Here is a 13,334-nt window from a genome sequence, read left to right on the forward strand (position 1 = left end):
AGGGGGGGGGCGCCTGCGGCGCCCGACAGCTGGAACCAGGGATTGGGATTGCGCGGCTTGAAGAAGCCGGGCTGGCCCATCGTCATCGTCATCAACGATGAGGTCTGGTTGCGAATATCGCGGTAGATGTCGCCTTCGGGCGTATAGGACCAGATCTTGCGGCCGGAAATCGTCTGCCAGAACTGTTCCAGCCGCTGCAGCCGGCGGCTCGGCTCGTTGCCTGCGATGATCGCGGCATTGATGGCGCCGATGGAGACGCCGGATAGCCAGGTCGGCTCGCAGCCGGCATCGGCCAGCGCCTGATAGACCCCTGCCTGATAGGCGCCGAGCGCGCCGCCGCCCTGAAAGACCAGCGCGATACGGTCATACTGCGCCGTGATTTCCTCGATGGTGGCGGCGGCTGCCTTGTTGCGGTTACGATCAAGCACTGACTTTCTCCAGCTGGGTTGCGCTGGCAGCGGATCGGCTGTGGTCAGCGAGGTAATCATGCACGACTTCGCCCAGGCCGAGCGTCAGATCGGCCTTGAAGTGAACCGCCGACACGATGTCGAGCACGGGCAGCTTCGCCACGTCGGCCATGACATGGGGCCGCAGATCGAGCGCGGCGGGCGCCGTCCATGCTTCCTTCAGCGTGATATCGGTGAGGTAGTAGCGGACCAGCTCGCAGATGCGCGGCGTGCCGTCGACATGGGGGATGATCTTGATCAGGAAATTGGGGGCGGCGAGCGAGGCGAGCACCTGGTCATGATCAGCCTCACGATGCTTGTAGCCCATCGTGCCGGTGGCGCACAGAACGCTGCCATAGTGCAGCGTGCCGACGATCACCTCGCCTTCATGGACGATCTTGGGATTGGCGAGCTTCTTTGGAAACCCCCACAGCTCGCGACCGCCGGCAATCGGCGCGTCATCGTCGAGATACATCGAATGGACGTAGCCGCCATGCTGGCCCTTGTAGCGCACCGGGATGACCTGACCGGTCTCGGTGTAGTCGCCGAAGCCGGTGGAGTCCGGCATGCGGATGAATTCGTACTTGACCAGCGGCTCGTCGATTTCCAGCGGCGCCGGCACGACGGCCTCGAGCGCCTCGCGTGTCGTGCGATAGGTGATGATGATGTATTCGCGGTCGAAGAAGCGATAGGGACCCGGCGGGAATGAGGGATTGGTGAGCGGCATCGCATAGGCGCGCTTCACGACATCGGCGATTTCCATGCTGGTGCCCCAAGGTTCTGTCGGACGAATTCATTCAGGAAGGACCGCGCGAATGCGCAACGGTTATGTTGCACGGCACCATGACAGTGCCGTGTCAGCCTAACGACCATGGTTTCCGAACCGGGCGAGGACAAGCAGGCGTTGTCGTCTGGCTGTAATCGCATCGACATATGGCTCTGCCATTGTCATGCTGCGACGCACAATTATATCGTCATGTTCCCTCCCACCTCGCGCGAGATTTCCCATGGGTTCCCTGTCTTCGAAGAATGCCCTCGTCACCGGCTCGACCAGCGGTATCGGCCTGGCAATCGCCCGCGCCTTTGCCGCCGAGGGCGCCAACGTCACCATCAACGGTCTTGGCGATGCTGCCGCCATCGAGCGGGAGCGCACCGGCATCGAGAAGGATTTCGGCGTCAAGTGCCGCTATTCCGATGCCAACATGATGGATGGCGCCGCGGTCACCGCCATGATCCATGACGCGGAAGAGGCGCTCGGCAGCCTCGACATACTGGTCAACAATGCGGGCATCCAGCATGTGGCGCCGATCGAGGAGTTTCCCGACGACAAATGGGAAGCCATCATCCGCATCAACCTTTTGGCCGCCTTCTACGCCATCAAGGCGGTGGTGCCCGGCATGAAGGCACGCAAATGGGGCCGCATCATCAACACGGCTTCCGCGCACGCGCTGGTCGCCTCGCCGTTCAAGTCGGCCTATGTCTCGGCCAAGCACGGCATATCAGGCCTGACCAAGACGGTGGCGCTGGAAGTCGCGCAGGACGGCATCACCGTGAACGCGATCGCGCCTGGCTATGTCTGGACGCCGCTGGTCGAAAAGCAGATCCCCGACACGATGAAGGCGCGGGGCATGACCGAGGAACAGGTCAAGCACGACGTGCTGCTGGCCGCGCAGCCGACCAAGGAATTCGTTACTGTCGAAGAGCTTGCGGCACTGGCATTGTTCCTGTGCTCGGATGCGGCCAGGCAGATCACCGGCACGACGTTACCGATGGATGGCGGCTGGACGGCACAGTAAAATTGGTCGAAACATGCCGCCTTCAGGCCAACGCCAGGGCGCCGGCGGGAAGGCAGTGCGCGGCCCATGAAAATCATCCAGCTCTCCGATCCGCATCTGATGGCGCTCGGTGGTTATCTCTACGGTTCGGATCCGCTCGCGCGGCTGGAAGCCTGCCTGGCGGATATCGGCAGGAACCATGCCGATGCCGACCTGGTGGTGATATCAGGCGACCTGAGCAATGATGGCGAGCGCGCGGCCTATGCGGCGTTGCGAGAGGCGCTGGCGCGGTTCGTGCCGCCTTGCCGGCTGATGCTCGGCAACCACGACGACAGGGCGCTTTTTCTCGAAATGTTCCCGGAAGCGCCGGCCGAGCGCGGGTTTGTCCAGAGCGTTTTCGATGGCAGCGATGGCCGCCTGATCCTGCTCGACACGCTGGACAGCGGACATGTCGAGGGCAGGCTGTGCGCGGCCCGTCTCGACTGGCTGGACGAGAAGCTGCACGAAGCGCGCGACAGGCCGGTCTTCCTCTTCATGCACCACCCGCCGTTCCGCATTCACATGCCGGTGCTCGACGAGGTCAGGCTCGCCGACGCCGATGCCTTCCATGACATTCTCCGGCGCCACGGCAATGTCGGCCACATCTTTGCCGGCCATGTCCACAGGCTGATCGCCGGCAGCTGGCGCGGCATACCGGTCAGCACGCTGCGCAGCACCAATCATCAGAGCGCCCTCGATTTTTCGGACAGCTGGCGGCTGGGCCACGAGCCGCCCGCCTATGCCGTCATCTTCATCGATGCGGATGGAGTGGTCGTCCATTTTCACGATTTTGAGACGGCCCGGCGCGAGCCGGTCAAGGGTCCTTGACGAGGCGGCTTTCGCCGCCGCCAAGATGGGTCTCCCACACATGATCGGAGATCAGCCGCCGATACTGTGGGGTCATGACCAATTTTCTGTGCGAGGCGCCGCCGACGTGGAAAAAGGCGCCGCCCAGCATCCGATGGTCCGCTTCCATCCCATCAACATCGAGATCGGCTGCCGTCTTTTGCGCATCGGAAACATCGTTCTCGCCAAGTCCGCGATACAGCAGGCTCCAGTTTCCGCCGCCGGTGTCCATTCCGCTGACAAAACGCGGTGTGAAGTCCAGGTCCAGTCCTTGCACGGCGCTGAAGCGGAAGAAGCAGAACCCAGCCCACATGAACCAGGCCTCGGGGTCCGCTTGCGCTGGGCGCTTTGAGCCGTGGACGATTTTTCCCTCCATCGTCGCGGCGATGTCCACGGGGACGGTCGGAAAGCAGTCGTGATCCAGAAATCCGAAAAGCTCCGGCCGCAAAGGCCGAACGATGTTGTGGAAGGTCCAGTTCATGGATATCCCGTGCGACCGGTTGGGATGGCTTTCCCGGTTCCGAGGCAAACCGAAATAAGCGGTTTTTCGCGCCCGGCAGATGTCCGCGATACGCACCCTTGCCGATCGATCGGATGAATTGTCGATGACCACCAGCGTCATCCCCGAGGAATACAATTGCCAGGCTCGGGTGAGCGCATCGATGACCCAGGGCGTGTTGAAGGCTATGACAAAGCAGAAGCGCCGGGAGCCGGTTTGCCGCAGCTCCTCGGCGAATTTCAGGCCTTCGGCAACGCCGCGCCCGCGAAAATCGCGCTCAATCAAGGCGTTGCGAAAAGCCTTGGCCTTTCTGACAGGCCAGTTGTGGTTCAGCAGATCAACAAGGCCCTTGGCCGGCTTCCAGCTCATTACAAACTTCGCCATTGCTCCAAATCGGATGCATGCTCCCATAAGGCGAAGCTCATCTTCCCACAACCCCGGCCTGGAGCCGCGAGAATTTTTGCGACCACCGGCTTGTCGTACACGCATGCTGTATTTCAACCTGATCTGGTCGCGGGCGCTATCAATCGCGACATCGTAGCGCTAAAACGCCATCCGGGTTCTGCACGGGGTTGATATGTTGGTTGCGATCTTCCGCGCATTGCGCGCCATTCCCTTCGTTGCCGCCAGCATTGTCTTTGCCACGGGCGCCCGGGCGCAAGCGGTCGAATTCAAGACAATCACGATCAAGGTCGGCTATGGCCCCGGCGGGGGCTATGACCAGACATCGCGGCTGATCGCCCGCCACTTCGGCCGGTTCCTTCCCGGCAATCCGGATATAGTCGTCCAGAATGTGCCCGGGGGCGGCAGCCTGAAGCTCACCAAGATGGTGTTGCGCAGCGAGCCGGCCGACGGCAGCGTCATCGCTTCCGTCAGCGAAGCCATGTCATATGCGCCGGTGCTCGATCCCCAGAACGCCAATTTTGATCCGCTTGCCCTGCAATGGATTGGCTCGCTCGTCAACGAGCCGGCCTATTGCCTGACGGCCAAGAGTTCCGGCATCGACACGATGGACAAGTTCCTGCAGTCCGATTTCCTGATTGGGGCGACCGGCAAGAGCAGCGTGACCTACATTTTCGCGGCGCTGGTCAAGAACGGCTTGAAGGCAAAGTTCAAGGTCGTCACCGGCTTTGAAGGCACAGCCGATATCGAACTGGCGATGCAGCGAGGCGAGATCGCCGGAATGTGCGGAGTCTCCAGTTACAACATCTCCGAAAACCGCGACGCGCTCAACCTCATTGGTACCTTCGGCCAGGGCATCGTTGCAGGCCAGGAGAAGTTCACTGCTAGGATCGACGACCCGAAGGTCCGGGAAGCGGCCGCGCTGATCGAGACGGCTTTGCAGTTCCATCATCCGTTGGTTGTCCCGCCGGGCACGCCCAAGGAGACGGTCGAAACGCTGCGCAAGGGATATATGGAGATGGTCAGGGATAAGGCGTTCCTGGCCGACATCGGCAAGCTTAGCGAAATGACCGTCAACGCCACCAGCGGCGAAGACATAAGCCGGCTTGTCTCGGAGCAGTTGAAGGTGGATCCGGATGTGTTCGAGACCGCCAGAAATCTGGTGAAGTAGATTCCCGGCGAGGCTCAACGGTGGATCTGATCCTCACCGCCGTCGTCGAGATGGCCCAGCCGTTTCGCATGCTGATGCTGGTGACCGGCGTTTTCGTCGGCCTCGTCGTCGGCGTTGTCCCGGGCATTGGCGGGCTGTTCGCGATGGCCCTGCTCATCCCGATGACCTACAGCATGGACGCCTATGCCGCCTTCGCGCTCCTGCTCGGTATGGGATCGGTCAATACCACCTCCGATACGATCCCGGCCATCCTGTTTGGGGTTCCAGGCTCGGTCGGAGCGGCGGCGACGGTGCTCGACGGCCATGCCATGGCCAAGAAAGGCGAAGCCGCGCGCGCCTTCGGCGCCTCCTATTCGGCGTCGATGATTGGCGGCGTGTTTGGCGCTCTGGTGCTTGCCGCGGCTATTCCCATCATGCGACCGCTTGTCCTCTATCTAAAGACGCCGGACTTCTTCGCCATCTGCGCCTTCGGGCTCTCCATCGTCGCGATGCTGGCCGGGAGCCAGCCGCTGAAGGGGCTGGCCGCGGCCATGTTCGGCATGCTCGCCTCGTTTGTCGGCATCGATAAGATCGCCGGCATCGACCGGTGGACCTTTGGTGAAATCTATCTCTGGGACGGTCTGCCGGTGGCCCTGGTGTTTCTCGGCCTGTTCGGCCTACCGGAGCTGGCTTCGCTCCTGTTGCGAGGTTCCATCCAGGGCAATGCGGAGCGACCGACTTATGCGGGCATGTGGCAAGGCATCAGGGACACGCTACGGGAGTGGCCGCTGGTGCTGCGATGCAGCAGCATCGGTTCGCTGCTGGGCGCAGTTCCCGGTGTCGGCATCGCGGTGCTGGACTGGATCGCCTATGGCCATGCGTCACGGCGGCCTGGCTCGGGACCGAAATTCGGCGAAGGCAATGTCAGGGGCGTCATCGCGCCCGAGAGCGCCAACAATGCCAAGGAAGGCGGCTCGCTCATCCCGACCATCGCCTTCGGCGTGCCGGGTTCGGCCTCGATGAGCATCCTGCTCGGCGCCTTTGTCGTCCATGGGCTCGTTCCCGGCCCCGACATGCTGGGCAAGAATGCCGCGCTCACCATGTCGATGGTGTTCAGCATCGCCGTGGCAAATATCGTAGGCGCGGTGACCTGCCTTGTGCTGACCCGGCCTCTGGCGCGCGTCGCGCAGGTTCCGGCCGCCATACTGGTGCCGCTGGTGGTCACCTTCATCGTGGTTGGTGCATACCAGACCAATATGAGCGCCTTCGATTTCGCGCTGGTCATCGGCGTCGGCGCCGTCGGCATGGCGATGAAGGAACTCAACTGGCCGCGCTCGGCCTTTTCATTGGGATTCGTGCTCGGCCCGAGCCTCGAGAACTATTTCTTTCTCGCCTATCAGATTTCCGGCTGGTCGTGGCTTGCCCAGCCGCTGGTGCTCATCCTGCTTGGACTGGCCGTGGTCGGTCTCGTCAGGCAGACGCTGTCATGGATCAGGGCCAGAAATCCCGGCGGGCCGCTGCCCCCCGCGCTGCCCGACATTGTCGCAGGTGCCACCATGACATTGCTGGCGTTCGCGGCGTTGGTGACGGCTGTGACCGGCTTTCCCTTCGAGGCCGCCATTTTCCCGGTCATCACGGCTGGATTCCTGATGGTGTTTTCGCTGGTGACCACAGTGCAGGCGTCGCTGCGATGGCGCAGGCGGGCCATGCCTGTCCTATCCGCGCCTGCCGCGATACCAGGCGAATGGTCTCCGGTTTCGGAACCCACCATGAAAGGCAATCTCGCGATCATCGGCCTTTGCCTGGCCCTCGCCTTTCTCATCCTGTTGGTCGGTCACCTGGCAGCGACCTTCATCTTCGTTGCCGGCAGCATCACGGTGCTTGGGACGAAGTCGAGGCGGTCATCCCTGGTGATCGCTGCCGCCGCGACGGCCTTCGTCTATACGGTCTTCGACATGCTGGCATCCCAGCCCTGGCCGACTCCGTGGCTCACAGGCATTAGCGGAATTTTCTAAGAACCCTTATGCGGCGCCAGCGTTTCGACCAGTTGGCGGCGTAGCAGCTTGCCGTTGCCGCTGTAAGGCAACGAGGCGACCAGCCTGATCTCGCGCGGCCGCCGGTCGGGCGCGATGTTGGTGCGCATGAAAGCCTGGAATTCCTCGACGGTTCCGCGGTCGGAGACGATGAAGGCGGCGATTTCCTGCCCCATGGTCTCATCTGGAAAGCCGGCCACGGCGACGTCCTGCACCTTGGCATGGGTGCGGATCAGTTTTTCAAGCTCCTGCGGCGCGACACTGACGCCGCCGCGAACGATCATATCGGCCTCCCGATCGACGATCGTGATAAATCCGTCGGCGTCCAGAAATCCGATATCACCGGGGATGCCCCAGTCGGAGCTCATGATCTGCGGATCGACGAACAGGCGGTTGCCGGGCATCAGGACCGCGGATGCCATGGTCGGCGTCCATGCCTTGATCAGCCCGCGCTCACCTTGCGGCAACACGCGGCCATCGGCACCGAGGATTTCGACCTGTGCGCCGGCGACCGGACGGCCGGCGCTTTCGGGCTTTGCCAGAATATCCTCACCCCATAGCGAGGATATGATGCCGGTAAGGCTCGATGAGTAGCTTATCCGGTATCCAGAGGAGAGATAGCGGTAGGCAGCGATCTTGTCTTCGCCTCTGGCCGGTCCGCCTACGCTGTAGAGAACGGAAAGTTGGGGAAGCAGGTGGGTTGCGCGTTCGCCCACCTCCTTGACCATCCGGGCAATGACTGATGGCGCCAGCGCCGTGCCGCTTGCCTGGAACGAGAGCAGCGCCTCGATGAGCTCCGAGGGGGTGAACAAAGGAGGAAAGAACCGAACGATTCCCCCGTAAAGCAGATAGCCGAAGACCTGGTGACGCATTGCCGAGTATGACAGGGCCATCGGCGTCAGGAATCGTTTGGCGGTTCCCTCCACCACGCCGCGGCGCGCCGCGATGCGCCTGGCGAGTGCCTCATGCGACTGGGTGTAGGCCTTTGGATCGCCCGTCGTGCCGGACGAAAAGATCAAAAAGGCCGGGGCGGCATCGCTCGCCGGGGGGCGGATGTCGGATCCCGGCGCCGAAGCCGATTTCCAGCCAGCCTCGAAAAGGGCGTTCGGATAGACCTCATCGCCCGGCATGGCGCGGCTTTCAAAAACCATTCTCAGATCGAAGTCGCGGGCCTGCCTGGCTCGCTGACTCCTAGGCGTTCGAAAGTCGACGACAACAGGGGTCGCGCCGATTTTCCAGCAGGCGAGGATCGAAAGGATCACGTCGATGTTGTCGAGCATGGCGAGGCCGACGCGGTCGCCCGGTCGGATGCCCGATGCGCCGAAATTGGCTGCAAGATGTCCGCTCTGCGTCAGGGCCTGGGAATAGGTGATATCAGACCGGCCGCTGACCATCGCGACCTTGTCGCCATGGGCAGCGAAGGCCTCCAGTATCTGCCAACCAAAACTCATTGACGATGCGGGTTTTCGCGTGGGGCCTCGCTTCGGGCGGAGAGGAACGTCAAGATCTCCGCGTCGATCGCGTCCATGTTGGCCTTGCGGAATTTGTTGTGCGTACCCGGCATGACGACCGTTTTCACGCTGGCCTCGTTAGACGCCCAGCCCTTGTAGTCCTTCACGGTGGTGGCTCCCCATTCGGAACTGGCGAGGATGAGGATGTCGCAGGGGTAGGACGAGGGCACAAAACCGGCTGCGGCCTGCAGCAGCGCGCTCTTGTATGCCTTCTTGCGCAGATGGCGCCCCAGGCGTGTCTGTCCGAGACCGACCGCCTTCAGCGTGTCTCGCAACAGGCGCCAGTAGACCACCTTGCGCACGATATCGCGCCGCCTCCTCTCGGTGAGGCGATCGTCGGGCATCGGCTTCAGCCAGGCCGAACCTGGCGATGGCGGATCAATGAGCACGATTGCCGGCCGCTTGCCCGTTGCCTCATGGCTCAGCCGGCCGACCTCGATCGCGAGCAGGCCACCCACGCATATGCCGCCGATGACTTCGGGGTGCCTGCCTGTTACCGAGGTGAAGGCTTCAAAATAGTTGGTGCCAATTTCGGCCATGGTGGAATAGGGCGTCTCGCCGAGTTCCGTGCCCATGCCGCGCACCGCCATGATCGCGTATTTCTCTTTCAGACGCCTGCTGAAGCGATTGGCGAACAAGGCCGAGCCGGTGATGCCGTGGATCATCGCGATCGGCTCCTGGCCGACGCTGCCGGACACCGGCACGATCAGCTCACGGGCCGGATGCTCCGGCACCAGCGATGCGATCAACCGGCCGAATTCCCGCGGTGTCTGCGCTTCGAGCAGGACGGAAGTCTGCAATCTCACGCCGAACCGCTTCTGCACGGCAAGCACTAGAGTCTCCGCCATCAGCGAATCGCCGCCGAGATCGAAGAAATTGTCGTCGAAGCCGACGGCCGGCACCTTCAATTCCGCGGCGAAGATGCCGGCAATCGCATGGGCCGGTCCATCGCCCGGCGGTGGCACAGGTCTAACCCGTTGTTGGACGTTCATCGGAAAAGCCCCTAACCGACGGATGTTCACTGCTAACGCTTTTACGCAGGGTGAGAGCCCCTAACAAGTGTCCTGTGCGCCGCGCGTCGAGCCGCCGCTGGCGTGCTTGTCTCGCCACGGCAACGCGGAAAGTCGCGATTTGCCGGCTCCGCAACGGCCTTTTGTCCAGTTGTGTAAGTGTTGCAAAAGCACGCAGATTTGGACATTAGTCTTGACAGAAATACAGATGTTCAATACCCGTCAGGCAATTGAACAAGCCTGCATTATGGGAGGAATGAGCGGTATGGCGTCCAATGTTTCGTTGACGGGCCTTGCCCGCGATCTCGAGGAACGCGGCAAATCGGGCAAGCCGATCCGGATCGGGCTGATCGGCTCGGGCGAAATGGGAACCGACATCGTCACCCGCGTCGCCCATATGTCGGGCATAGAGATCGGCGCGATCTCCGAGCTGAACCTGCCCGCCGCCAGCAAGGCGGTGGATATCGCCTTCCAGGAAACCGGCCATGCGCGCGAGGTATCGAACGCCTCGGCGATGACGGCCGCCATGGAAGCCGGCAAGGTGGCGGTGACAAACGACGCCAGCCTGGTCATCAACAACGATCTTATCGACGTCGTCATCGATGCCACCGGCGTTCCCGCCGTCGGCGCCGAAATCGGCTTGCGCGCCATGGAGCACGGCAAGCATCTGGTGATGATGAATGTCGAGGCCGACGTCACCATCGGCGCCTATCTCAAGAGCGAGGCCGACCGGCTCGGCGTCACCTATTCGCTCGGCGCCGGCGACGAGCCGTCCTCCTGCATGGAACTGATCGAGTTCGTCTCGGCGATGGGCCACCCGATCGTCGCCGCCGGCAAGGGCAAGAACAATCCGCTCAACATCGATGCCACGCCGCCCGCCTATGAGGAAGAGGCCATGCGCCGGCACATGAATGTCCGCATGCTGGTGGAGTTCGTCGACGGCTCCAAGACCATGGTCGAGATGGCGGCGATCGCCAACGCCACCGGGCTGGTGCCCGACAAGGCCGGCATGCATGGCCCGGCCGCGACGCTCGGCGAATTGAACAAAGTGCTGGTGCCGCAGAAGGATGGCGGCGTGCTGTCGAGGGTCGGCGTCGTCGACTATTCGATCGGCAAGGGTGTCGCGCCCGGTGTCTTCGTCGTCGCCGACATGTCGCATCCGCGCATTTCGGAGCGCATGGAAGATTTGAAGATGGGCAAGGGCCCGTACTTCACGTTCCATCGTCCCTATCACCTGACCTCGCTCGAAGTGCCGCTGACCTGCGCCCGCGTCGTGCTCTACGGCAAGGCCGACATGGTGCCGCTGGCCAGGCCGGTAGCTGAAGTGGCCGCCGTGGCCAAGAAGGACATGCAGCCCGGCGAGAAGCTCGATGCGATCGGCGAATATTGCTACCGCGCCTGGATCATGACTGCACCGGAAGCGCATGCCGCGAGAGCCATTCCCTGCGGCCTGCTGCAGGGCGGGTCGGTGACGGCGCCGATCAAGAAAGGTGAGCTCCTCACCTACGCCAATGCCGCCCCGGCAGCGGGCTCCAAGATCGCCGAACTGCGCGCCCGTCAGGACAAGCTCGTCTACGAAACCGTGGAGGCGTAACCATGGCCGAAGCCAGCAAAGCCATCGCGGACAGCCGCGCCAACCTGCCCTTCGTCTATCGCCAGTACAGCGCCGAGCAGCTGAAGCAGGTGCTCTACAAGATGTACCTCATCCGCCGCTTCGAGGAGGGCGCGGAGGAAAGCTACACGCGCGGCCTCATCCACGGCACCATGCATCTGTCGATCGGCCAGGAGGCGAGCGCCATGGGCATCTGCATGCCGCTTGGCGAGGACGACCAGATCACCTCGACCCATCGCGGCCACGGCCACTGCATCGCCAAGGGCGCCGAGGTGAAGCGCATGTTCGCGGAATTCTTCGGCAAGACCACCGGCTACTGCAAGGGCCGCGGCGGTTCGATGCACATTGCCGATGTCGCCAAGGGCAATCTCGGCGCCAATGGCATTGTCGGCGGCGGCATTCCGATTGCCGTCGGCGCCGCGCTGTCCGCCAAGATGATGAAGACCGGCAAGGTTGTCGTCTCCTTCTTCGGCGACGGTGCCAACAATGAAGGCGCCTTCCACGAGGCGCTCAACATGGCCGCGGTCTGGAAGCTACCGGTGATTTTCGTGTGCGAGAACAATGGCTACGGCATGTCGACATCGACTGCCCGGTCCACCGCGGTCAAGAACATCGCCGACCGCGCCGCCGCTTATTCGATGCCGGGCGTCATCGTCAACGGCAACATCTTTTCCGAGGTCGCCGAGGCTTCGTACAAGGCGGTCGAGCGGGCACGGGCGGGTGAGGGGCCGACGCTGATCGAGTCCAAGACCTATCGCCATCGCGGCCATTCCAAGAGCGACCGCAACCGCTACCGGACCAAGGAAGAAATAGAGGACTGGATGTCGAACCGCGATCCGATCACGCTGTTCGAGAACGAATTGCGGGAATTCGGATTCATCGACGACACGGGCATCGAAGCCATCCGCGAGGTGGTGGCGCGGGAGATCGCCGACGGCATCGAGTTCGCCAAGGCGAGCCCGTCGCCTGACGTCAGCGAGACCGGCAACTACGTGTATACGGAGCAGGCGTGATGGACGCGATGGTGCGTGAACTAAGCTACGCCCAGGCGATCCAGGAAGCCATGGCGATCGCCATGGACATGGACGAGCGCGTCTTCCTGATGGGCGAGGACATCGGCGTCTATGGCGGCGCCTTCCAAGTGACCGGCGACCTCGTCGATCGTTACGGCGCGGACCGGGTGCTGGACACGCCCATTTCCGAACTGGGCGGCGCGGGGGTCGCTGTCGGCGCCGCGCTGACCGGCATGCGGCCGATCTTCGAATTCCAGTTCTCCGATTTCGCCACGCTGGCGATGGAGCAGATCGTCAACCAGGCTGCCAAGATGCGCTTCATGCTGGGCGGCGAGGTTTCGGTGCCCGTCGTGATGCGCTTTCCCGCCGGCTCCGGTACCGGTGCCGCCGCGCAGCACAGCCAGAGCCTGGAAGCCTGGCTTGGCCATGTGCCGGGCCTGAAAGTTATCCAGCCGTCGACGCCCCATGATGCCAAGGGCATGCTTCTGGCTGCGGTCGCCGATCCCGATCCGGTGATGATCTTCGAGCACAAGCTGCTCTACAAGATGAAGGGCCCGGTGCCCGAAGGCTATTACACCGTGCCGATCGGCAAGGCAGATATCCGCCGCGAGGGCCGTGATCTCACCATCGTCGCCACCTCGATCATGGTGCAGAAGGCGCTCGACGCCGCCGCCGCACTGGAGGCCGAAGGCATCGACGTCGAAGTCGTGGACCTCCGGACCATTCGGCCGATGGACAAGCAGACCGTTATCGACAGCGTCAAGAAGACCTCGCGGCTGATGTGCGTCTATGAGGCGGTCAAGACGTTGGGCATCGGCGCCGAGGTCAGCGCCATGATCGCCGAAAGCGAGGCGTTCGACTATCTCGATGCGCCGATCGTGCGGCTGGGCGGTGCGGAAACGCCGATCCCCTACAATCCGGAGCTGGAAAAAGCGACGGTGCCGCAGGTTCCCGACATCGTCACCGCCGCGCGCGACCTCGTCAAAGGGGTTCGCTGA

12 protein-coding genes are annotated in these 13,334 nt (G+C 62.8%); 7 read left to right on the plus strand and 5 right to left on the minus strand.

The features are described from left to right. Both LB554_RS24560 and LB554_RS24565 read right to left on the minus strand, forming a co-directional pair. Nucleotides 1-428, minus strand: a 428-nt coding sequence (locus tag LB554_RS24560; RefSeq protein WP_224587346.1) for a patatin-like phospholipase family protein, incomplete at its 3' end; no start/stop codon positions are given. Continuing rightward, nucleotides 421-1,209, minus strand: coding sequence for an acetoacetate decarboxylase (locus tag LB554_RS24565; RefSeq protein ID WP_140616765.1), 789 nt, complete (start codon nucleotides 1,207-1,209; stop codon nucleotides 421-423). The genes LB554_RS24565 and LB554_RS24560, both read right to left, overlap by 8 nt. 244 nt (nucleotides 1,210-1,453) lie before the next feature. Here LB554_RS24565 and LB554_RS24570 point away from each other — a divergent pair, with 244 nt between their 5' ends. After that, nucleotides 1,454-2,242 carry a 3-hydroxybutyrate dehydrogenase gene (locus tag LB554_RS24570; protein ID WP_224587348.1) on the plus strand — a complete coding sequence of 263 codons (789 nt, stop codon included), beginning with the start codon at nucleotides 1,454-1,456 and terminating at the stop codon, nucleotides 2,240-2,242. A 66-nt stretch (nucleotides 2,243-2,308) separates the two neighbouring features. Beyond that, on the plus strand, nucleotides 2,309-3,088 hold the full coding sequence (locus LB554_RS24575) for a phosphodiesterase (RefSeq protein ID WP_224587350.1): 780 nt from the start codon (nucleotides 2,309-2,311) through the stop codon (nucleotides 3,086-3,088). On the opposite strand, the gene LB554_RS24580 is transcribed toward LB554_RS24575, so the two are convergent. Then, the gene (locus LB554_RS24580) at nucleotides 3,075-4,094 is read right to left on the minus strand and encodes a hypothetical protein (RefSeq protein WP_224587352.1); all 1,020 of its coding nucleotides are present in this window, start codon (nucleotides 4,092-4,094) and stop codon (nucleotides 3,075-3,077) included. The genes LB554_RS24575 and LB554_RS24580 overlap by 14 nt on opposite strands. An 88-nt stretch (nucleotides 4,095-4,182) precedes the next feature. Between LB554_RS24580 and LB554_RS24585 the strand changes: the two genes are divergently transcribed. Then, on the plus strand, nucleotides 4,183-5,178 hold the full coding sequence (locus LB554_RS24585) for a Bug family tripartite tricarboxylate transporter substrate binding protein (protein WP_140712771.1): 996 nt from the start codon (nucleotides 4,183-4,185) through the stop codon (nucleotides 5,176-5,178). Between the two features lie 20 nt (nucleotides 5,179-5,198). Then, on the plus strand, nucleotides 5,199-7,172 hold the full coding sequence (locus tag LB554_RS24590; protein ID WP_224587354.1) for a tripartite tricarboxylate transporter permease: 1,974 nt from the start codon (nucleotides 5,199-5,201) through the stop codon (nucleotides 7,170-7,172). Here the strand turns inward: LB554_RS24590 and LB554_RS24595 are convergent. Beyond that, a complete protein-coding gene (locus LB554_RS24595) occupies nucleotides 7,169-8,641 on the minus strand; it encodes a class I adenylate-forming enzyme family protein (protein ID WP_140822422.1) in 1,473 nt (490 codons plus the stop codon). The genes LB554_RS24590 and LB554_RS24595 overlap by 4 nt on opposite strands. Next, nucleotides 8,638-9,693 (minus strand): phosphopantetheine-binding protein, encoded by a 1,056-nt coding sequence (locus LB554_RS24600; protein ID WP_140616771.1) that lies wholly within the window; start codon nucleotides 9,691-9,693, stop codon nucleotides 8,638-8,640. Before LB554_RS24600 ends, LB554_RS24595 begins: the two co-directional genes overlap by 4 nt. A 283-nt stretch (nucleotides 9,694-9,976) precedes the next feature. Between LB554_RS24600 and LB554_RS24605 the strand changes: the two genes are divergently transcribed. From LB554_RS24605 to LB554_RS24615, 3 genes are read left to right on the plus strand one after another with little or no spacing between them, the layout of a single operon-like run. Beyond that, on the plus strand, nucleotides 9,977-11,305 hold the full coding sequence (locus LB554_RS24605) for an NAD(P)H-dependent oxidoreductase (protein WP_224587357.1): 1,329 nt from the start codon (nucleotides 9,977-9,979) through the stop codon (nucleotides 11,303-11,305). Nucleotides 11,306-11,307: 2 nt separating this feature from the next. Then, entirely contained in the window at nucleotides 11,308-12,336 is a 1,029-nt protein-coding gene (locus tag LB554_RS24610) for a thiamine pyrophosphate-dependent dehydrogenase E1 component subunit alpha (protein WP_224587359.1), read from the plus strand. Further along, the gene (locus LB554_RS24615) at nucleotides 12,336-13,334 is read left to right on the plus strand and encodes an alpha-ketoacid dehydrogenase subunit beta (RefSeq protein ID WP_224526470.1); all 999 of its coding nucleotides are present in this window, start codon (nucleotides 12,336-12,338) and stop codon (nucleotides 13,332-13,334) included. The genes LB554_RS24610 and LB554_RS24615 overlap by 1 nt, the downstream gene beginning before the upstream one ends.

Origin of the sequence: Mesorhizobium sp. CO1-1-11 (assembly GCF_020164995.1) — a bacterium.
In the GTDB taxonomy this organism is placed as follows: Bacteria; Pseudomonadota; Alphaproteobacteria; order Rhizobiales; family Rhizobiaceae; genus Mesorhizobium; species Mesorhizobium australicum.

What these genes read in the sequence shown, in the direction of transcription:
- LB554_RS24565 (WP_140616765.1), bottom strand. Translation starts at nt 1,209, where the DNA reads ATGGAAATCGCCGATGTCGTGAAGCGCGCCTATGCGATGCCGCTCACC.
- LB554_RS24570 (WP_224587348.1), top strand. Translation starts at nt 1,454, where the DNA reads ATGGGTTCCCTGTCTTCGAAGAATGCCCTCGTCACCGGCTCGACCAGC.
- LB554_RS24575 (WP_224587350.1), top strand. Translation starts at nt 2,309, where the DNA reads ATGAAAATCATCCAGCTCTCCGATCCGCATCTGATGGCGCTCGGTGGT.
- LB554_RS24580 (WP_224587352.1), bottom strand. Translation starts at nt 4,094, where the DNA reads ATGCGTGTACGACAAGCCGGTGGTCGCAAAAATTCTCGCGGCTCCAGG.
- LB554_RS24585 (WP_140712771.1), top strand. Translation starts at nt 4,183, where the DNA reads ATGTTGGTTGCGATCTTCCGCGCATTGCGCGCCATTCCCTTCGTTGCC.
- LB554_RS24595 (WP_140822422.1), bottom strand. Translation starts at nt 8,641, where the DNA reads ATGAGTTTTGGTTGGCAGATACTGGAGGCCTTCGCTGCCCATGGCGAC.
- LB554_RS24600 (WP_140616771.1), bottom strand. Translation starts at nt 9,693, where the DNA reads ATGAACGTCCAACAACGGGTTAGACCTGTGCCACCGCCGGGCGATGGA.
- LB554_RS24605 (WP_224587357.1), top strand. Translation starts at nt 9,977, where the DNA reads ATGGCGTCCAATGTTTCGTTGACGGGCCTTGCCCGCGATCTCGAGGAA.
- LB554_RS24610 (WP_224587359.1), top strand. Translation starts at nt 11,308, where the DNA reads ATGGCCGAAGCCAGCAAAGCCATCGCGGACAGCCGCGCCAACCTGCCC.
- LB554_RS24615 (WP_224526470.1), top strand. Translation starts at nt 12,336, where the DNA reads ATGGACGCGATGGTGCGTGAACTAAGCTACGCCCAGGCGATCCAGGAA.